We start from the raw sequence: 18,912 nt of genomic DNA, 5'->3' as shown, positions 1-18,912 counted from the left end.
CGCTTCCTGTCCAGCGTTGATCCGCGCAACTTCGGGGTACCTGCTGGGTCCCGGGCTTCGGAGGCCGCAACTGCACCGAAGTTGCGCGGATCTTGAGTCGTGCGTGGATCTTGCGCGGTCCGCACGTGGGGCCTTGGGGCGGGAGTCCGCGCAGGGGTTCGGTCCGTTACTTCATGGGGTCGTGACCCCAGTTCATGAGGGACCAGCGCCACTTCGTGTCGCGGACGTCGCCGGACGGGCGTTGCGCCATGTGCCGGCGGACGTAGCCCACCACCTTGCGCATGTGCTTGTAGTCCGCCTCGGACAGGTCGGCGCGCTTGCGGCGGAGCAGGTTGATGATCTTTCGGCCGGACTCGTGGCCGACGGACTCGCCACCACCGGTACGGCCGCCCTTGTGCCAGCCGACCTGCTTCGACTCGTCGGTCTCCAGCCACGTCGACAGCTCACCGGGCTTCATGTTCACCGCCTCGGTGAACTCCCGATAGGTGTCCCGGCCTTGGTCGTCAGCCTTGCTCATGACGCAACGCCTCCGGGCGGTGGGCCACGTCGCGGCCCGTGCCGTCACTGCGGACCCGGTACTGCGGGTCGTCCGGGGACGCGTTCACCGCGCGCCCGCGAATCCGCGTCCGGTCGGTGATCGTGCCCCGCACCACGCCGTACGCGCGGCTGCCGTGTGCCGACCAGGAGACACGGTCGCCCTGGTGGAATCTCTGTTCGGCCATGCCCCCGGCTACCCGACCCCGCCGGGGTGAAACGACTACGGTGTGATCTCGGCGATCGGCAGCTTCATGTCGAACGGCTCGGTCAGCTCGATCACATCGGCGCCGTCGGCGACCAGCTCGTACTGTCGCTCACCGCCCGGTCCGACGTGGTCGCCGATCCGGTACGCGTACACGTGCACCGGGTCCTGCTCGATCCGCCAGTAGAAGGGAATTCCGGCCGCGGCGTACTCACCGGGCTTGGCGAACCGGTCGGTCCGCCGCGTGCCGGGCGAGACGATCTCCACAGCGAGCACGACGTCCGCCGGCCGCAACGTGGACCGGTGGGACGGCACCTCGGCGCGACAGAGCAGCACGTCCGGTTGCCGGCTGGTGTTGCGGCTGAGGGCGACTCCGACTGCTTGGGCGGCACGAAAATCCGCCGGGGCGTGCGAGCGCAGCCACAGCCACAGCAGGCCGCAGATGTCTTGATGGCCCAGGGTGGGGGAGGGTGTCACCTGGATAACTCCGTCGACGAGTTCGACGCGGGGGGCGTCGTCCGGCAGGGTGAGCAGGTCCTCCAGCGTGTAGTCGGCACGCTGCTGCCGCATCGGATCCGGACACCAGGGGCCAGGTGATGTCGGGATGGGCTCGGCGCTCATGAGGTCGAGCCTACCGGCGATCGATGGGTTGCAGGTCGGACAACGGGTGCGGCACGCTCAGTCGGCGGGCCGCTCGGTGACGAAGATGGCGGTGCCGGGAAAGAGCCGTCCGCGCAGCGGGCTCCACTGGCCCCAGATCCCCTCGTGCCCCGGGGGCCACTCCGGCTCCACGAGGTCCAGCAGCCGGAACCCCGCGCCGACCAGTTCCCGGATCCGGTCACCGAGGGTCCGGTGCTGCTCCACGTAGGTGGCCACGCCGGTCTCGTCCTGCTCGACGTAGGGGGACCGGTCGAAGTACGAGTGCACGGCCTTCAGTCCGCCCTCGCCGGGGTCGTCCAGGAAGATCCAGCGCATCGGGTGGGTCACCGAGAACACCCACCGGCCGCCCGGACGCAGCACCCGGTGGACCTCGGCGAGCAGGGCCGCCGAGTCGTCCACGAACGGGACCGCCCCGAACGCCGTGCAGGCCACGTCGAACGACCGGTCGGCGAACGGCAGGGCGAGCGCGTCGGCCTGCACGAGCGGGACGCGTACCCCGGTGGCGTCGGCGGCCTTGGCGGCGTGCCGCAACATGCCGGCGGACAGGTCGAAGGCGACCGGCCGCGCGCCCTGGGTGGCGAGCCAACGGGCGGCCGCCGCCGCGCCGCAACCCACCTCGAGCACCCGCCGTCCCGACACGTCGCCGAGCAGGTGGGCGTCCGCCTCGCGCAGCCCCTCCGGGCACCACACGAAGTCCACGTCGCCGAGGAACGCGCCGTGTTCGGCCTGGTAGTCGTCGGCGTCGGCGTCCCACCAGCCGCGGTTGGCCCGCCTGACCTCGGCGTCACCCACACGGCGCCGGGTCACCCGGCTGTCGTCATCCACCCGCTCACGCTAGGCCCCACCCACCCCGTCGGGTACGGCGGCGCGTCCACCATCCGCGGGATTCCGCCCGGCAGGGCTGCCTGATCGACTCGGCCTCTGTGAAATCGGGGTGTGCAGGCCGGCGGGAGGCCCCGATTTGCAGGATGCCGAGTCGATCAAGAAGCGCCCCCGCGTGGGGCCGCTGTGACGTAAGAGACACGAGGGGTCGTTTCCGGGCGATTGTTCGGCTTTCGCAGGTCATCGCGCGGCGAGGAGGCGGGAGGGCTTGCACGCTGTGGTAATGCGCACGGTAGGCTAGACGATGCGCTCGCGGATCGTGTGTCTCGGCAGGGAGCAGGTGCGCGGTCGTCGGAGCCACATCATGATCTCACTAGGCGATCGTTCGGTGTGTCCGGCGACGGATCCGCTGGCGCGAACAGGTCACCGCGACACCAGCCTGCTGTGACAACCCACCGACCGGAGCAACCGCCCACATGACGAGCAGCATCGAGGCCCCCTCGAGCGCCACCCGGGTCACCCACGACGATCTCGGTTCCGAGGAGGCTTTCCTCGCCGCGATCGACGAGACCATCAAGTACTTCAACGACGGCGACATTGTCGAAGGCACCGTCGTCAAGGTCGATCGGGACGAGGTCCTGCTCGACATCGGCTACAAGACCGAGGGTGTCATCCCCTCTCGGGAGTTGTCGATCAAGCACGACGTCGACCCCGCCGAGGTTGTGACGGTTGGCGATCACATCGAGGCCCTGGTCCTTCAGAAGGAGGACAAGGAGGGGCGTCTGATCCTCTCCAAGAAGCGGGCGCAGTACGAGCGGGCCTGGGGCACGATCGAGAAGATCAAGGACGAGGACGGGGTCGTCCGCGGCTCGGTCATCGAGGTCGTCAAGGGTGGTCTCATCCTCGACATCGGCCTGCGCGGCTTCCTGCCCGCGTCCCTTGTCGAGATGCGGCGCGTGCGTGACCTGCAGCCGTACGTCGGGCGCGAGCTCGAGGCCAAGATCATCGAGCTGGACAAGAACCGCAACAACGTGGTGCTGTCCCGCCGGGCCTGGCTCGAGCAGACGCAGTCCGAGGTGCGCACCGAGTTCCTCAACAAGCTGCAGAAGGGCCAGGTCCGCAAGGGCGTCGTGTCCTCGATCGTCAACTTCGGCGCGTTCGTGGACCTCGGCGGCGTCGACGGTCTGGTGCACGTCTCCGAGCTGTCCTGGAAGCACATCGACCACCCGTCCGAGGTCGTCGAGGTCGGTCAGGAGGTCGAGGTCGAGGTCCTGGACGTCGACCTGGACCGCGAGCGCGTCTCCCTGTCGCTGAAGGCGACGCAGGAGGACCCGTGGCGGCAGTTCGCCCGCACCCACGCGATCCAGCAGATCGTGCCGGGTAAGGTCACCAAGCTGGTTCCGTTCGGTGCGTTCGTCCGCGTGGACGACGGCATCGAGGGCCTGGTCCACATCTCCGAGCTGGCCGAGCGCCACGTGGAGATCCCGGAGCAGGTCGTCCAGGTCGGCTCCGAGGTCATGGTCAAGGTCATCGACATCGACCTGGAGCGCCGCCGGATCTCGCTGTCGCTCAAGCAGGCCAACGAGGGCTTCGTCGAGGGCGAGGAGCACTTCGACCCGACCCTCTACGGCATGGCCGCGACGTACGACGCCGAGGGCAACTACATCTACCCGGAGGGCTTCGACCCGGAGACGGGCGAGTGGCTCGAGGGGTACGACAAGCAGCGCGAGACCTGGGAGAACCAGTACGCCGAGGCCCGTCAGCGCTGGGAGGCCCACACCAAGCAGGTGCAGACCTCTCGCGCCGCCGACGCCGAGGCCGCTGCCAACCCGGCCCCCGCCGTCCCGGCTGCCGGTGGCGGCACCACCTCCTCGTCCAGCCCGGCCCCGAGCCGGCAGACCGAGGAGCCGGCCGGCACCCTGGCCACCGACGAGGCGCTCGCCGCTCTGCGGGAGAAGCTCGCCGGCGGTAAGTGACCCGCTGAACGACGACAGGCCCCGTCTCCCGCGATCCTCGGATCGCCGGAGGCGGGGCCTTCGCCGTACGTGCCCGCCGGCCGGGTCGCCCCGGGGCCGCGCGCCAGCAGCCCCGGCGCGGGGCACAGGACCGTCCCGGGTGGGCGACGGCACCGGTCGGGACGGTGTGTTTGGCGGGTGGCCCGCGATCCGGTTGACTGTCCGGGTGCTGAGGGTGGGATTGACCGGCGGGATCGGCTCGGGCAAGAGCGCGGTGGCGGCGCGGCTGGTGGAGTTGGGCGCGGTGCTCGTCGACGCCGACACGGTCGCTCGGGAGGTCGTCGCGCCGGGCACCGAGGGTCTGGCGGAGATCGTCGCCACCTTCTCCGCGGCGGTGTTGGACCCCGACGGCGCGCTGGACCGCGCCGCGCTGGGCGCGCTGGTGTTCTCCGACGAGGCCGCCCGCCGCCGGCTGGAGGCCATCACCCACCCCCGGGTACGGGCGCGTACCGCCGAGCTGGTCGCGGCGGCGGCGCCGGACGCGGTCGTCGTCAACGACGTACCGCTGCTGGTGGAGGTGGGGCTCGCGCCGACGTACCACCTGGTGGTCGTGGTGCAGACGGCCGTGCCGACCCGACTGGAGCGACTGACGCGCGACCGGGGGATGGCCCGTGCGGAGGCCGAGCGGCGGATCGCCGCGCAGGCCGACGACGCCCGCCGGCGGGCGGTCGCCGACGTGGTGGTGACCAACGACGGGAGTCTGGCGGAGCTGCACACCGCCGTGGACACGCTGTGGCGGGAGCGGCTGCAACCCTACGAGCACAATCTGCGGCAGCGGCGGGTCGCGTCGCCGCCCGCGCGCGGTGACGCGGCGGAGGCCGACGCCAGCTGGCCCGAGCAGTACGGGCGGCTCGCGGCCCGGATCCGCCACGCGCTCGCCCCGGCTGACCTGCGGATCGACCACATCGGCGCGACCGCGGTGCCCGGCCTCGCCACCGACGACGTCATCGACGTGCAGCTCGCCGTGCCCAGCCTCGCGGACGCCGACGGGCCGCTGGCCGAGCGCCTGGCGAGCGCGGGGTTCCCCCGGGTCCCGGGGCACTGGTGGGACGACCCGCGTCCGGCCGACCGGGGGCGGTGGGAGAAGCGGTTGCACGGCAGCGCCGACCCGGGTCGTCCGGTGCGGTTGCACGTGCGGGCGGCGGACTCGCCCGGCTGGCGGTACGCGCTGCTCATGCGGGACCACCTACGCGCCGACCCGGACCGACGGGCCGGGTACCTGCTGTTCAAGCGCGATCTGGTGGACGCGGCGCCGCGCGTCGGTGACTCCGGCACGGCCCGCGACCCCTGGTTCGACGAGGAGTACCTGCGGGCCGAGCAGTGGGCCGCGCAGACCGGCTGGCGACCCTGACTCCCGGTCAGCGTGTTCCGCGCGGTCCGACGACGGTGCGCGGTGGCGGCGGGAGGCGGGGCACCACGGCGGGAGCGAGGTCAAGCTGTGCCCACGCGCCGGGGCGGGTGAGCAGCTCCACCCGGCGCAGCAAACCGTCCCGGTCGACCCAGTAGCGCAGCCGCGCGGCGTCCGTGCGGAACTCCACGACGTCCACCGTCCGCCCGTCGGCGAGGTCCTCGCGGACGCGTGCGGGCGCGTCCCGCCGTGCCGCCGGGTCGGCGGCGGCCACCGCGGCGTCGACCAGCACGTCCAGGTCGTCGCGGGCCGAGCGGGTGGTCCGCCACGTGCCGGCGGGGACCGGGAACGGCGGCCGCCCGGGCGCATCCGCCGTGCCACCACCACCGGCGTCGGCGGGTACGTCCGTCCGGGACAGGCCGGTGGCGTCGCGGTGCAGCAGGGTCCGGCGATCGGGTACGCCCAGGTCGGCGACCGCCGCGTAGGCGGTGCGGGCGGTCCAGCTCAGCCAGCCGGCACCCCGCAGGTTCACCTCGACGCCAACCGGCGCGGTCAGCGTCAGCGTGGCGCCGCCCTGGCCACGCAGCCGGGCCGGCAGCGCGTCCCACCGCCGCTGCTCGGCCGCCGTGAGCGCCCGGGGCAGACCGGGTCGACCGCCGAGCGCGTCCACCGGATGCAGGGTCGGACGGTCGATCCGGTCGAGGAGCACCGTGACCGGCCCGACACCGGGCAGACGTGTCACCAGCTTGTGCAGCCGGCCGTCCCGGTCGAGCCAGTAACGGGCCGACGCGTCCGTGCCGGCCGTCGGCGAGCTGGCCGGCGGGGTGCCGGGCGCTGCCGCGGTGCTGGCGGTCGTGGACGTCGCGGCGGCCAGTGACCCCTGGAACACGTCCACCGTCCCGGCCGCGGCCACCTCCTGAGCGATCCAGCGCGCGTCACCGCCCGTCGGGGTCGGATCCGGGCGGTCGGCGGCGAGGCCGAGGAGTAGGTCGAGGACCGACGCCAGGCTCGTACCGGGCGTCAGGTGACGCAGTCGCCAGCGGTCCGGCGGCGGCACCAGCGGAGGCGCGGCCGGGGTGGGCACGGCGGTCGGGTCCGGTCGGACCACCAGGACCGGCCCGGCGCTCTGCACCAGACCCCGGTCGGCGCCCGCCCCCGGCCCGCCCACGTCCAGGTAGAGCAGGGGGCGCGACCAGTCCACCCAGCCCACCAGCTCGGTACGGGCGGCACCCTCGCCCGCGGTGACGTGCACACCGGCCCGCAGGTCCCGCAGGTTGGTGACCCGCACGGCGGCCAGCCGCTCGGCCTCGGCGACGGTCAGCGGCCGGGCCGGTGCCGGTGGGTCGGGCGCCCAGCTCAGCAGCCCCAGCACCAGCGCCGCCGCCGACGTCACGGCGGTCAGGGCGAGCAGGAGCAGCACCGTACGGCGACGGCGGCCGGTCCGGGCCGGCCCGACGCTGTGGCCGGTGGCCCCGACGGGGGCAGTGGGGTCCCCGGCATCGCCGCGGGTGGGGCGCTCCCTGACGCCGCGCCGGGCGCCGCGATCCCGGTTGCCCGCGCGGGTGGCGCGGTGCGTGGTGCCGTTCGTGGCGTCGGCCCGGGCGTTGCGGTGCGTGGTGCCGTTCGTGGCGTCGGCCCGGGCGTTGCGGTTCGTGGTGCCGGCGGGGGTGGTGTCGGGGGAGGGTGCCGGGGCTCCAGAGGTGTCCACGGATGTGAAACGGGCGGGAGGGCGTCGGGTGACGAGCCCGGGGTGCGGAGCAGGGGCGCTCGCGGCGGCCGGTCTGCGCCGTGAGCGCGACCACACGGGTGCGCACGCCGGACGAGCCGGGTGCTGCGACCGCTGTGCCGGGGGCGGCCTGCCGTGATGACGGCCCGGCCACCGGCCCGGTCGGCCGCCGCGAGCGGCCTACATGAAGAGGGTAGTCCCGGTGACATGGGCCACACAATGGGAATATTGAAGCCGATCACGTACCCTCCGCGACGGCCGAACATGTCGGACCTGCGGCGTACCGTTGGTGTCATGGCGCTCGACATTCCTCGGCTCGACGGCCGCTTCCAGGTCGTCAGCGAATACCAGCCGGCCGGCGACCAGCCGACCGCCATCGACGACCTTGAGCGCCGGGTGCGGCGCGGCGACCGGACCTCCGTGCTCCTCGGCGCGACCGGCACCGGCAAGAGCGCCACCACCGCGTGGCTCATCGAGCGGCTCCAGCGCCCGACCCTGGTGCTCGCCCCGAACAAGACACTGTGCGCGCAGCTGGCCAAGGAGTTCAGCGAGCTGATGCCGCACAACGCGGTCGAATACTTCGTGTCGTACTACGACTACTACCAGCCCGAGGCGTACATCCCGCAGACCGACACCTACATCGAGAAGGACTCCTCGATCAACGAGGAGGTCGAGCGGCTCCGGCACTCGGCGACGATGTCGCTGCTCACCCGCCGTGACGTGATCGTGGTCGCGACCGTCTCGGCGATCTACGGCCTGGGCACCCCGGAGGAGTACCTGGACCGGGCGGTGAAGGTGAAGGTCGGTCAGGAGCTCGACCGCGACCAGTTGCTGCGCCGGCTCGTCGACATCCAGTACACGCGCAACGACATGGCCTTCCAGCGCGGCACGTTCCGGGTCCGTGGTGACACGTTGGAGATCATCCCGGCGTACGAGGAGCTGGCGGTCCGCATCGAGCTGTTCGGCGACGAGGTGGAGAAGCTCTACTACCTCAACCCGTTGACCGGTGACGTGGTCCGCGAGGTCGACCAGTTGGTGATCTTCCCGGCGACGCACTACGCGGCGGGCCCGGAACGGATGGAGCGGGCCATCCGCGACATCGAGGCGGAGCTGGCCGAGCGGCTGGCCGAGCTGGAGCGCCAGGGCAAGCTGCTGGAGGCGCAGCGGCTGCGGATGCGCACGACGTACGACATCGAGATGATGCGCCAGGTGGGCTTCTGCTCCGGCATCGAGAACTACTCGATGCACATGGACGGGCGGCTGCCCGGCAGTCCGCCGCACTGTCTGCTCGACTACTTCCCGGACGACTTCCTCACGGTCGTCGACGAGTCGCACGTGACGATCCCGCAGATCGGCAGCATGTATGAGGGTGACGCCTCGCGTAAGCGGATGCTCATCGACCACGGGTTCCGCCTGCCCAGCGCCGCCGACAACCGGCCGCTGCGGTTCGACGAGTTCCTGGAGCGGGTCGGCCAGATGGTGTGCCTCTCCGCGACCCCCGGCACGTGGGAGTTGGAGCAGTCCCAGGGCGAGTTCGTCGAGCAGGTCATCCGCCCCACCGGCCTGGTCGACCCGGAGGTCGTGATCAAGCCGACCAAGGGTCAGATCGACGACCTCATGCACGAGATCAAACTGCGGACCGACCGTGACGAGCGGGTGCTCGTCACGACGCTGACCAAGAAGATGGCCGAGGACCTGTCGGACTATCTGCTGGAGAACGGCGTCCGGGTGCGCTACCTGCACTCCGAGGTCGACACGCTGCGCCGGGTCGAGCTGCTCCGCGAGCTGCGCAAGGGCGAGTACGACGTGCTGGTCGGCATCAACCTGCTCCGCGAGGGTCTGGACCTGCCCGAGGTGTCGCTGGTGGCGATCCTGGACGCCGACAAGGAGGGCTTCCTGCGCAGTGGTCGGTCCCTGATCCAGACCATCGGGCGGGCCGCCCGAAACGTCTCGGGTCAGGTGCACATGTACGCCGACAAGATCACGCCGTCGATGGCGGCGGCGATCGACGAGACCGACCGGCGTCGCGCCAAGCAGATCGCGCACAACGAGGCGCACGGCATCAGTCCGGAGCCGCTGCGCAAGAAGATCCACGACATCCTGGACGACATCTACCGCGAGGCGGAGGACACCGAGAACTCGCGGGTCGGCGGCGCGGTCCGCCAGCTCTCCCGGGGTAAGGCGCCGGTCAAGGAGACCCGCAGCCGCAGCCGGTCGACCGCCGCCACCACGTCGCGGGAGGGGATGGCCCGCGCCGACCTCGCCCAGCTCATCCAGGAGCTCAACGACCAGATGCTGGCCGCCGCCCGCGAACTGCAGTTCGAGTTGGCGGCGCGGATCCGCGACGAGGTCGCCGACCTGAAGAAGGAGCTTCGCGGGATGGACGCCGCCGGCGTGAAGTGACGGCCGGGCCGCGCACGACCGACACGGTCATGAGTGGCGTGGGCGGGCGTGGCGCGCTCTGCGCTCGACGCGGGCGGGCCATGTGCGACCCCGTGTGGTTGCGGTGCCCGGGCGTGGGCGGGCGTGTTTCGGGTGGGCGGTTCGTGCGGCGAGCGGGAAGGGCGGTCGGATGCGATGACGCCGGTCGACGACGAGCTGGTCCTCGGGCTGCCCGAGATCCGCTTGCGTCCGTTCGTCGACCGGTACATCGGCTACCGGGAACGCGCGGACGTGCCCCTGGTCCGCCGGGAGACCGCTGGTGCCTTCGTGGTGCTGATCCTGGGCTGGGGCGCGCCGCTGGACGTCGCCGATCCGCGCAGCGCCGAGCGTGGGGTCGAGCGGGTGGATTCGTTCGTGGCCGGCACCTTCGACGGCTGGTGCACCACCCGCACGGTGGGCGTGGGGGAGGGCGTGGAGCTGCTGCTGACGCCGCTGACCGCCCGGCGCGTTCTCGGTCTGCCGCTCGCCGAGCTGACGAACCGGGCAGTGGGTCTCGGGTACCTCCCCGGCCGCTGGCTCGAGCAGCTACGGCACCGGCTGGCCGACGCCGACGGCTGGCCGCAGCGCTTCGCGCTCCTGGACGCGGCACTCAGTGACCGTCTGGCGGCGTCCCCACCCGTCGACGCCCGCCTCGACTGGGCCTGGCGATGGCTCGCCGCGAGCGGGGGACGCGGCGGTGTCGGCGAGCTGGCCGCCGAGCTGGGGTGGAGCCGGCGACATCTGGCGGCCCGGTTCCGGGAGGACGTCGGCCTGCCACCGAAGACGGCAGCCCGTCTGCTGCGCTTTCAGCACACGCAGACGGCACTGCGTGGTGTCGGCGCGACCGGATCGCCGTCCGGACGGGGACGGGCCATCGACTGGGCCGAGTTAGCGGTCCGGTGTGGCTACTACGACCAGTCGCACCTCATCCGGGACTTCCACCAGTTCGCCGGCGTCACACCGGCGGCGCTGCTCGCCGCACGCTCCACCGTTTGACGTGAGACCCGGCGGCCCCGGTCGGCGATCTGGCGGTGTCCGGCTGCCCTGATGCCGCCACGTCGCCGACCTGGTGTGGATCAACGTGTCGCCCCACGATCGACCCGGGTTCAGCGACGTGGGGGCGTCCCGACCGCGCCGACAGCCCGGTCTACGGGAACCTGCGGGTCGGGCCGCCGGCGATCCCGCGCAGGTCGGGCTACCCGGGTCACATTCGTCCAATCCGGGGTCGACTCTGGACCGGAGACTTGTCGGTATGCGAACTGTCTATCCGATCCTTCGGTATCCCGATCCCCGTGCGGCGATCGAGTGGCTCTGTTCCGCGTTCGGTTTCCAGGTGCACGCCGTGCACGAGGCGCCGGACGGCACGGTCGCCCACGCTGAGCTCGTCCTCGACACCGGCATGATCATGCTGGGTCCTCGGGTCGGCCCGGCGTCTCCGACGGCCGAAGACGACTGGTCCGTCTACGTGGCCCTGCCTGACGTCGACGCCCACTGCGCCAGGGCGCGTGCCGCGGGAGCGGACATCACCCGCGAGCCGTTCGACACCGACTACGGGTCCCGCGACTATGCCGCCCGTGACCTCGCCGGTATCTCGTGGTCGTTCGGCACCTACCGGCCCTGAGCCGCGTGTCGGCCCGACCGCACCTACCGGCCGCGTCCCGGCCTGACCCGCACCCACCGGCCTGAGCCTTGAGCAGGGAAGGGAGGCTTTGACGGCATCGGATTCCCCCGCCTGGCGAGATCGCTTCGATTGCGGTGCGCAAGCACGGTATTGCACTGGGTGATCGTCCTGCGTACGCTCCCTCGATGGGGAGGCGGGGATGCCGTTGCCAACAAGTCCTGTCATTCGACGCGCGCGCCTCGGCGCTGAGCTGCGTCAGCTACGCCGGCGCGAGGCGCTGACCCTGGAGCAGGTCTGCGACCGGCTGGGCTGGGCCTCGACGTCGAAGCTGTCCCGCATCGAGCTGGGGCAGAGCCGTCCGGATCTCGCCGACGTGCTGGATCTGCTCGACGTCTACCAGGTGCCCGGGCCGGCCCGGGACGCGTTGATCGTGATCGCGCGGGACGCCGCCACCAGCCGCGGCTGGTGGAAGACGCTCGGCGAGATGAGCGAGCGGCAGCGCGTGTACGCCGAGCTGGAGGCGGGTGCCGCCGACATCGTCGAGTACCAGCCGGCGGTCGTGCCGGGGCTGCTCCAGACGCCGGCGTACGCCCGCTCCCGGGTCGCCGCCGGCGTGCTGCTCACCCCCGACGTCGATGTGGAGGCCGAGGTGCGGGCCCGGGCGCTGCGGCAGGAGGTGCTGCGCCGGGCCGACCCGCCGCGCTACACGGCGGTGCTCGCCGAGGCGGTGTGCGACCCGGGGGACCTGCCGCTCGACGTCTGGCGGGAGCAGTTGCGGCACCTGGTGGCGGTGACCGGTCTGGCGCACGTGACGGTGCGGTTGCTGCCCCGCGGGCTGGCCGGCGACGGGCTGCACCCGCTCACGCCGTACTCCTGGTATGCCTTTCCGGACCCGGCGGACCCGCGGACGGTGATGTTGGAGGCGTTGACCACCGACGTCCGCCTGGCGACCGTGCTCGACGTCGACAGGTACGAGCGGATGACCGAGGCGTTGCTGGCGGCGGCGCTGTCACCGGAGGAGACGGTCACCACGCTGGCCCGCCGCGTCGGGCAGTGAGACTCGCCCGCGCGGCCACCGGGCCCGGCGCCCCCGAGTCCGTCGGGACCGGCGACCCGCGCGTGCGGGAGGCACGATAACCGCGGGGTACGACAGATCCACTCAGGCCGGTACGTCGAGGAAGTGCTCGACCACCGGCGGCCCGGCGAAGTGCGGCCCGATGAGCGCGCGCCACTGCGTGAACCGCTCGGTGTCCCGGAAGTTCTTCTCGTGCGCCTCGACCGAGTCCCACTCCACGAGCAGCACGAACCGGGTGGGGGACTCGATGCCCCGCGTCATCCGCACCGAGCGGCAGCCCGGGGTCCCGGCGAGCACCGGGTGACCCTGGGCGTACGCGGCGGCGAACGCGTCCTCGTGTCCGGGCAGTACGTCGATCAGCGCGACCTCAAGCACCATGCCGGCAAGCCTTTCACGGCTCGGGGTCGTACGGGTGCCGCGGGGTCTGTTCCGGCGTCGACACACGCCTTAAGGTGTGGCGACATGATCATCGACTGGCTCACCGGCACCGCGTTCCGCGTGGCGGGCGTCGGCACGACCTGGGCGGAGCTGCTGGGGTTCGCCACCGGCGTACTGAACGTGTGGCTGGTGGCCCGGCAGCGCGTCGCCAACTGGCCGATCGGCATCGCGAACGTGCTGCTGCTCATGCTGCTGTTCTGGACGGCCGGGCTGTACGCCGACGCCGGGCTCCAGGTCGTGTACGTGGCGCTCGGGTGTTACGGCTGGTGGCACTGGTTGTTCGGGGGTGAACGGCGGACCCGGCTCACCGTGAGCCGCACCGGCCGGCGGGAGTGGGTGGCGCTGGCGGTCGTGGGTGTGCTGCTCACCGGCGCGCTCTGGGTTCTGTTGGACCGGGCCACCGACTCGACGGTGCCGCTGCCGGACGCGCTGACGACGGCGCTGTCCCTGCTGGCGACGTACGGGCAGACCCGCAAGCGGGTGGAGAGCTGGTGGCTGTGGATCGCCGCCGACCTGATCTACATCCCGCTGTACGCCTACAAGGGACTGCACCTGACGGCCGTGCTGTACCTGGTCTTCCTCGCGCTGTGCGTGGTCGGGTTGCGGGCCTGGCGGGCCGATGAGCGTCGGCTCGACGGGGTGAGGGCGGCACCGCCCGGCCCGGCCCGGGTGACCGCGTGAGTGGGCCGGAGTCGGCGCGACGCCCCGAGTTCGGGCACGGCATGGTGGTGGGCAAGTTCTACCCGCCGCACGCCGGGCACCACGCCCTGATCGCGGCGGCGGCCGCCCGCTGCGCCACGGTCACCGTGGTGGTGGCGCCGTCGCGCCGGGAGTCCATTCCGCTCGCGGATCGGCTGGACTGGCTGCGCGACGCGCACGCGGACACCCCGTGGGTCCGGTTCGTCGGCCGGTACGACGACCATCCGGTGGACTACGCCGACCCGGCGGTCTGGGACGCGCACTGCGCGGTGTTCCGCGAGGCGGTCGGGCCGGAGCGGGTGGACGCCGTCTTCTCCTCGGAGGCGTACGGACCGGAGCTGGCTCGTCGTTTCGGGGCCGTACCCGTGGCGGTCGATCCGGATCGGCGGACCGTGCCGGTGTCCGGGACGGCGGTCCGCGCGGACCCGGCGGGTCACTGGCGGTGGCTGAGTCCGCCGGTGCGGGCGGCTCTGGTGCGACGGGTGGTGGTGGTCGGCGCCGAGTCGACGGGCACCACCACGATGGCCGAGGCGCTCGCCGCGCACTACGGCACCGTCTGGGTGCCGGAGTACGGGCGGGAGTTGACAGCCCGCAAGCTCGACCGGCTGCGGGAGCGTTCGCCCGAAGCGACGGTCTTCGACGTCCGCTGGGACCGCGACGACTTCCGTGCGGTGGTGCGCGAGCAGCAGGCGGCCGAGGACGCGGCGGCCCGGTCGTCGGGGCCGTTGCTGTTCTGCGACACCGACGCGCGGGCCACCGCGATCTGGGAGGAGCGTTACCTGGGCAGCGCGTCCCCGCAGGTGCGGGCGGCGGCCCGCCGGCCGGCTCTGTACCTGCTGACCGACCACCGGGGCGTGCCGTTCGCCGACGACGGGCTGCGCGACGGCGAGCACCTGCGGGCCTGGATGACCGGGCGGTTCCGCGACGAACTGGCCCGGTCCGGGGTGCCGGTGGTGGAGTTGGCCGGGCCGCACGCCGAGCGGCTGGCGCGGGCCGTGCAGGTCTGCGACGACCTGTTGGCCGCCGGCTGGTCGTTCGCGGACCCGATCACCGCACCCGACACGCTAGCCTCCTAGGACGACCAAGAGGGTGTGTCGTGGGCACACCACGCCCCAGGTGTGATCACGGCGCGTGGTGGGCAACAATGGTCACCGAGGAGGGGAGTATTCCCCCGCGACGAAGTCGTCAGCACGGACGATCGCCGGATTCTCGGCGGCCGACCCGGCTTCGTCGGTCGCCGTCCCGTTCGCGGGCCGGGGGCGGAAGAGACCTCCGACAGTCACCAGAGTGAGCGACAGCGGCACGCCGGCCCCGGCAGGGGCGTACGGTGTGCCCGACGCCGCGTGTCTGCCGGAGGAATGAACGTTGGACGTGTCCGGATTGGTGTGGGCGGGGACCCTCGTCGCACTGTCTGCGGTGCTGCTCGTCGATCTGTTGATCATCGGTCGGCGCCCGCACGAGCCGAGCGTGCGCGAGTCGAGCCTCTGGGTCGCCTTCTACGTCGGTCTCGCCCTGCTCTTCGGCGTCGGCGTCTGGCTGACCGCCGGGGCCAGCCCGGCGGGGCAGTTCTACACCGGCTGGCTCACCGAGTACAGCCTCTCGGTGGACAACCTCTTCGTCTTCGTCATCATCATGGCCCGGTTCGGGGTGCCCCGGCAGTACCAGCAGAAGGTGCTGCTCATCGGCATCGTGCTGGCGTTGGTGATGCGCGGCGGCTTCATCGCCGCCGGCGCGGCGTTGATCTCGCAGTTCTCCTGGGTCTTCTACATCTTCGGCGCGTTCCTGATCTACACGGCGGTCAACCTGGCCCGTCAGGGCGAGCCGGACGAGGACGAGTTCTCCGAGAACGTCCTGATCCGGTGGAGCCGCCGCGCGCTGCCGATCTCCAAGGGCTACGACGACGCGAAGCTGACGACCCACGAGGGCGGGCGGCGGCTGTTCACGCCGATGCTCATCGTGATGATCGCGATCGGCACCACCGACCTGATCTTCGCGCTGGACTCGATCCCGGCGATCTTCGGCATCACGCAGGAGCCGTACCTGGTCTTCACCGCGAACGTGTTCGCGCTGATGGGTCTGCGTCAGCTCTACTTCCTGCTCGGCGGCCTCCTCGACCGGTTGATCTACCTGAGCTACGGACTGGCCGTCGTGCTGGGCTTCATCGGGGTCAAGCTCGTGCTGGAGGCGCTGGCCGACAACAACCTGCCGTTCATCAACGGCGGGGAGCACGTCGCCTGGGCGCCGCACATCCCGATCTGGCTGTCCCTGCTGGTCATCATCGGCACGCTGGGCATCGCCACCGTCGCCAGCCTGGTCAAGTCCGCCCGGGACCGGCGTCGCGAGCTGGCCGAGGCCCGACGCTGAGGCTCCGGGCCCGGTGACGGGCCCGGCCGGTCAGACCCCGGTGACGGGCCCGGCCGGCCGGACCCGGTGCACGCCCACCAGGGTGGCCGTCCGGTCCGCCGGCAGGGGCTCCTCCACCACCCGCCGTCGGCGGTAGCAGGCGTGCAGCATCCGCCGGTCCGCCGAGCCGTCGGCCTCGGCCGTGACGATGCCGATGTGGTGGATCTTGCGGCCGGGACGGGCGAAGAAGTAGAGATCGCCGGGGCGCTCCGCGCCCAGGTCGAGCGGGGTCGTCGCCACGGCCTGGTCGTCGGCGTCGCGGGGGAGGAGCACCCCGAACCGCCGCCAGGCCAGGTGGACCAGGCCCGAGCAGTCGATGCCGTACGCCGACAGCCCGCCCCAGATGTAGGCCACGTCCAGCAGCCGCTGGGCCACCGCGAGGGCGTCGGCGGCGCTGGCCGGCCCGCTCTGCGCCGGGGCGAGGTGCCCGTCGGGCAGCCAGAGCGGCGCGGCCCGACCCGGCACGTGGACCTCCCGCCAGCCGTCGCGGGCGGGGCCGGCCGGAACGAGACGGGTGCCCACGACGACTCCCGGGAGCACCACCGGTCCGTCCGGGGCGGCGTGCAGCCCGGTGACGGTGGCGTCCACGACGAGCGGATCGCCGCCGACGCTGGGTTCGACGGGGGTCAGCTGGTCAGCCGGGAGCCACCCCGGGTAGCCACGGGGATCGAGCTTGGCTGCCGGCTGCTCGACGGCGACGACCCGGGCCCAGCCGTCCGGGCGCAACTCGTCGATCAGCACCCGCTCGCCGAGCAGGAGCTGACTCAACACGCAGTCACCGACCTGCTGGTCGGTGTCCAGGCCGGAGACCCAGGTCGCGATGTCGACGCCGGCGGTGAGCGCGGGACCGTCGACCGACCGGACCGCATCGGGGGACGACCACAGCGTCGCCACCGCAACCCGGACGACGGCCTCGCGGCCCGGTTGAAGCTCCACGTCGACCCCCAGCTCGTGTCGGCTGTCCGGGGAAACCCTATGAAGAAAAGCGACGATCCTCAACCACGAGTCTGCATCTTTACTTCAGTCAGACCGGAAATACCCAGGCCAGGCGCGTTCGGTAGCACCACTGTCGGCCCTTCGTAGCGGATTCCGCCCTGCACCGGCGACCAGGCCAGCCACCACGCGGCGTCCAGGTCGGCGACCGCCGTGGTGCCGTACGCGGCCACCAGACTCGCCGCCGCGCCGATGCCGACCTGACTCTCCATCATCGACCCGACCACCGTGCCGAGCCCGTGCGCGCGGGCCAGCTCCAGCAACGTGCGCGCCGGGTGCAGGCCACCGCACTTGGCCAGCTTGACGTTGACCAGGTCGGCGGCACGGCGGCGGATCACCTCCACCAGGTCGCGGACCCCGAAGACCGCCTCGTCGGCGAGGATCGGCACCGACACGCGGTCGCTGACCCACGCCAGCCCGTCCAGGTCCCAGCGGGCCACCGGCTGCTCGACCAACTCCACGTCCAGTTCGGCGTCCTCGATGCCACGAATCACCCGGACCGCCTCGCGCGGCGTCCAGCCCTGGTTGGCGTCCAGCCGGATGCGCACGTCGGCGCCGACCGCAGCGCGCACCGCCCGTACCCGGTCCAGGTCACCGGCCGCGTCCGTACCGACCTTGAGCTTGAGCACGCCGAAGCCGTCGGCCCGCCGCTGGCGGGCGGCCGCCGCCAGGTCGACCGCGTCGCCCGCGGCGAGGGTGACGTCCGTCGGGACCCGCAGGGTCGTGCCACCGAGCAACCGCGCCAGGGGTACGCCCAAACGCCGCGCCGCCAGGTCGTGCAGCGCCACGTCCACGGCCGCCTTCGCCGCCTCGTTGCCCACCACCGCCCGCTGCACCTCGGCGCAGCGTGCCACCAGGTCGTCCGGGTCGCGTCCGGTGAGCAGCGGACCGAGCAGTTCGCGGACGCAGGCTTCCGCGCCGGCGACCGAGGCCCCGGTGACCTGCCACACCTGCGGCGCCTCGCCGAAGCCGGACCGACCGTCGGCGTCAACCAGCTCGACGATCAGGGTGTCCACCGTGGTGGTACGGCGCAGCGCGGTGACGAACGGGGTGTGTAAGGGGGCGGAAACCCGGTGGGTGCGTACCGCCGAGATCGTCATGTCGGGCACCCTATACGCAGGCACACGGCGGTAGGGGGGCCAGATGGTCGTACGGGACTGGCAACTGGTGGGCGCGCCGAACGCCCGTGACCTGGGTGGCCTCGTCGGCGCCGGTGGTCGCAGGGTCCGCGCGGGCCAGCTCATCCGCACCCCGGCGCTGGGTCGGCTCACCGACGCCGACCTGCCGGTGCTCGCGACACTCGCGCCGGCCTGCGTGCTCGACCTGCGCGACGGCGCGGAGATCGCCGTCGCCCCGACCGACCGGCTGGCCGGCGAACCACTGACGGTGCACCTGCCCGTGCACGACCCGGAGCACCCGGTCTTCACGTACGTCTCGGCGGTGCTGCTCGGTCACGACCTGGACGCGTACGCCGAGTTGGCCCGGCAGGGCACGGCGGGGGCGATGGCCGAGATCTACCGGTGGTTCGTCACCGGCGAGTCGGCCCGACGCAACTTCGGCGCGGCGGTACGCCTGGCGGCCGACCCGGAGAACCTGCCGCTGCTGTTCCACTGCTCGGCCGGCAAGGACCGTACCGGTTGGCTGACCGTCATCCTGCTCACCGCCCTCGGGGTCGACGAGGAGGCGATCCGCGCCGACTACCTGCGCAACAACGCGCTGACCGAGAGCCTGCGCGCGGTGATCGTCGAGGCGATGCGCCGCCGCCAACCCGCGCTGGACGTCGACGCGGTGCTGCCCGTGCTGGAGGTCCGCCCCGCGTACCTCGACGCCGGTTACCAGGAGGTCCGGCGGGTGCACGGCTCGTTCGACGCGTACCTGCGCGACGGGCTGGGGTTGACCGACGAAATCGTCGGGGCACTGCGAACGAACCTGCTGGAGTGAGCTCGTCGGGC

At 72.2% G+C, this 18,912-nt stretch carries 17 protein-coding genes and 1 pseudogene; 10 read left to right on the top strand and 8 right to left on the bottom strand.

Annotated features, from left to right (window positions below):
• Positions 1-169 precede the first annotated feature (169 nt).
• From ACTFTM_RS22770 to ACTFTM_RS22755, 4 genes and pseudogenes are all read right to left on the bottom strand, one after another.
• Positions 170-517, bottom strand: a pseudogene (locus ACTFTM_RS22770) (DUF3140 domain-containing protein); the annotation flags it as partial.
• The gene (locus ACTFTM_RS22765; protein WP_449562506.1) at positions 504-722 is read right to left on the bottom strand and encodes a DUF2945 domain-containing protein; all 219 of its coding nucleotides are present in this window, start codon (positions 720-722) and stop codon (positions 504-506) included. The gene ACTFTM_RS22765 and the pseudogene ACTFTM_RS22770, both read right to left, overlap by 14 nt.
• Before the next feature lie 35 nt (positions 723-757).
• The gene (locus tag ACTFTM_RS22760) at positions 758-1,360 is read right to left on the bottom strand and encodes a Uma2 family endonuclease (protein ID WP_449562505.1); all 603 of its coding nucleotides are present in this window, start codon (positions 1,358-1,360) and stop codon (positions 758-760) included.
• Positions 1,361-1,417: 57 nt separating this feature from the next.
• Positions 1,418-2,224, bottom strand: coding sequence for a class I SAM-dependent methyltransferase (locus ACTFTM_RS22755; protein ID WP_449562504.1), 807 nt, complete (start codon positions 2,222-2,224; stop codon positions 1,418-1,420).
• Between the two features lie 473 nt (positions 2,225-2,697).
• Here ACTFTM_RS22755 and rpsA point away from each other — a divergent pair, with 473 nt between their 5' ends.
• Positions 2,698-4,197, top strand: coding sequence for a 30S ribosomal protein S1 (rpsA, locus tag ACTFTM_RS22750; protein WP_449562503.1), 1,500 nt, complete (start codon positions 2,698-2,700; stop codon positions 4,195-4,197).
• 205 nt (positions 4,198-4,402) lie between these two features.
• Complete coding sequence (gene coaE / locus ACTFTM_RS22745) at positions 4,403-5,587, top strand: dephospho-CoA kinase (RefSeq protein WP_449562502.1); 1,185 nt, start codon at positions 4,403-4,405, stop codon at positions 5,585-5,587.
• A 7-nt stretch (positions 5,588-5,594) separates the two neighbouring features.
• Here coaE and ACTFTM_RS22740 read toward each other — a convergent pair whose 3' ends face one another.
• Entirely contained in the window at positions 5,595-7,292 is a 1,698-nt protein-coding gene (locus ACTFTM_RS22740) for a hypothetical protein (protein WP_449562501.1), read from the bottom strand.
• Between the two features lie 312 nt (positions 7,293-7,604).
• On the opposite strand from ACTFTM_RS22740, the gene uvrB reads away from it, so the two are divergent.
• The 4 genes from uvrB (at position 7,605) to ACTFTM_RS22720 (ending at position 12,409) form a co-directional block, all read left to right on the top strand.
• On the top strand, positions 7,605-9,713 hold the full coding sequence (uvrB, locus tag ACTFTM_RS22735) for an excinuclease ABC subunit UvrB (RefSeq protein ID WP_449562500.1): 2,109 nt from the start codon (positions 7,605-7,607) through the stop codon (positions 9,711-9,713).
• Between the two features lie 174 nt (positions 9,714-9,887).
• Complete coding sequence (locus ACTFTM_RS22730) at positions 9,888-10,727, top strand: helix-turn-helix domain-containing protein (RefSeq protein ID WP_449562499.1); 840 nt, start codon at positions 9,888-9,890, stop codon at positions 10,725-10,727.
• Positions 10,728-10,983: 256 nt separating this feature from the next.
• A complete protein-coding gene (locus ACTFTM_RS22725; RefSeq protein ID WP_449562498.1) occupies positions 10,984-11,352 on the top strand; it encodes a VOC family protein in 369 nt (122 codons plus the stop codon).
• A gap of 199 nt (positions 11,353-11,551) precedes the next feature.
• Positions 11,552-12,409: a helix-turn-helix domain-containing protein gene (locus ACTFTM_RS22720; RefSeq protein WP_449562497.1), complete on the top strand. Its 858-nt coding sequence runs from the start codon at positions 11,552-11,554 to the stop codon at positions 12,407-12,409.
• Positions 12,410-12,511: 102 nt separating this feature from the next.
• On the opposite strand, the gene ACTFTM_RS22715 is transcribed toward ACTFTM_RS22720, so the two are convergent.
• Positions 12,512-12,805: an antibiotic biosynthesis monooxygenase family protein gene (locus tag ACTFTM_RS22715; protein ID WP_449562496.1), complete on the bottom strand. Its 294-nt coding sequence runs from the start codon at positions 12,803-12,805 to the stop codon at positions 12,512-12,514.
• Between the two features lie 84 nt (positions 12,806-12,889).
• Between ACTFTM_RS22715 and pnuC the strand changes: the two genes are divergently transcribed.
• From pnuC to ACTFTM_RS22700, 3 genes are all read left to right on the top strand, one after another.
• Positions 12,890-13,546 carry a nicotinamide riboside transporter PnuC gene (pnuC, locus tag ACTFTM_RS22710; protein WP_449562495.1) on the top strand — a complete coding sequence of 219 codons (657 nt, stop codon included), beginning with the start codon at positions 12,890-12,892 and terminating at the stop codon, positions 13,544-13,546.
• Positions 13,543-14,640 carry an AAA family ATPase gene (locus ACTFTM_RS22705; protein ID WP_449562494.1) on the top strand — a complete coding sequence of 366 codons (1,098 nt, stop codon included), beginning with the start codon at positions 13,543-13,545 and terminating at the stop codon, positions 14,638-14,640. Before pnuC ends, ACTFTM_RS22705 begins: the two co-directional genes overlap by 4 nt.
• Before the next feature lie 289 nt (positions 14,641-14,929).
• Positions 14,930-15,928: a TerC family protein gene (locus tag ACTFTM_RS22700; RefSeq protein ID WP_449562493.1), complete on the top strand. Its 999-nt coding sequence runs from the start codon at positions 14,930-14,932 to the stop codon at positions 15,926-15,928.
• Between the two features lie 30 nt (positions 15,929-15,958).
• Here the strand turns inward: ACTFTM_RS22700 and ACTFTM_RS22695 are convergent, their stop codons facing one another.
• Both ACTFTM_RS22695 and ACTFTM_RS22690 read right to left on the bottom strand, forming a co-directional pair.
• Positions 15,959-16,903, bottom strand: a complete 945-nt coding sequence (locus ACTFTM_RS22695; protein ID WP_449562492.1) for a C40 family peptidase — start codon at positions 16,901-16,903, stop codon at positions 15,959-15,961.
• Positions 16,904-16,962: 59 nt separating this feature from the next.
• Positions 16,963-18,060, bottom strand: a complete 1,098-nt coding sequence (locus ACTFTM_RS22690) for a mandelate racemase/muconate lactonizing enzyme family protein (RefSeq protein WP_449562491.1) — start codon at positions 18,058-18,060, stop codon at positions 16,963-16,965.
• 43 nt (positions 18,061-18,103) lie between these two features.
• Here ACTFTM_RS22690 and ACTFTM_RS22685 point away from each other — a divergent pair, with 43 nt between their 5' ends.
• A complete protein-coding gene (locus tag ACTFTM_RS22685) occupies positions 18,104-18,901 on the top strand; it encodes a tyrosine-protein phosphatase (protein ID WP_449562490.1) in 798 nt (265 codons plus the stop codon).
• The last annotated feature ends 11 nt before the right edge of the window (positions 18,902-18,912 follow it).

The organism is Micromonospora sp. RB23, from assembly GCF_053585025.1.
The sequence above is the reverse complement of the archived record's forward strand: the minus strand, read 5'-3'. Positions and strand labels throughout refer to the sequence as shown.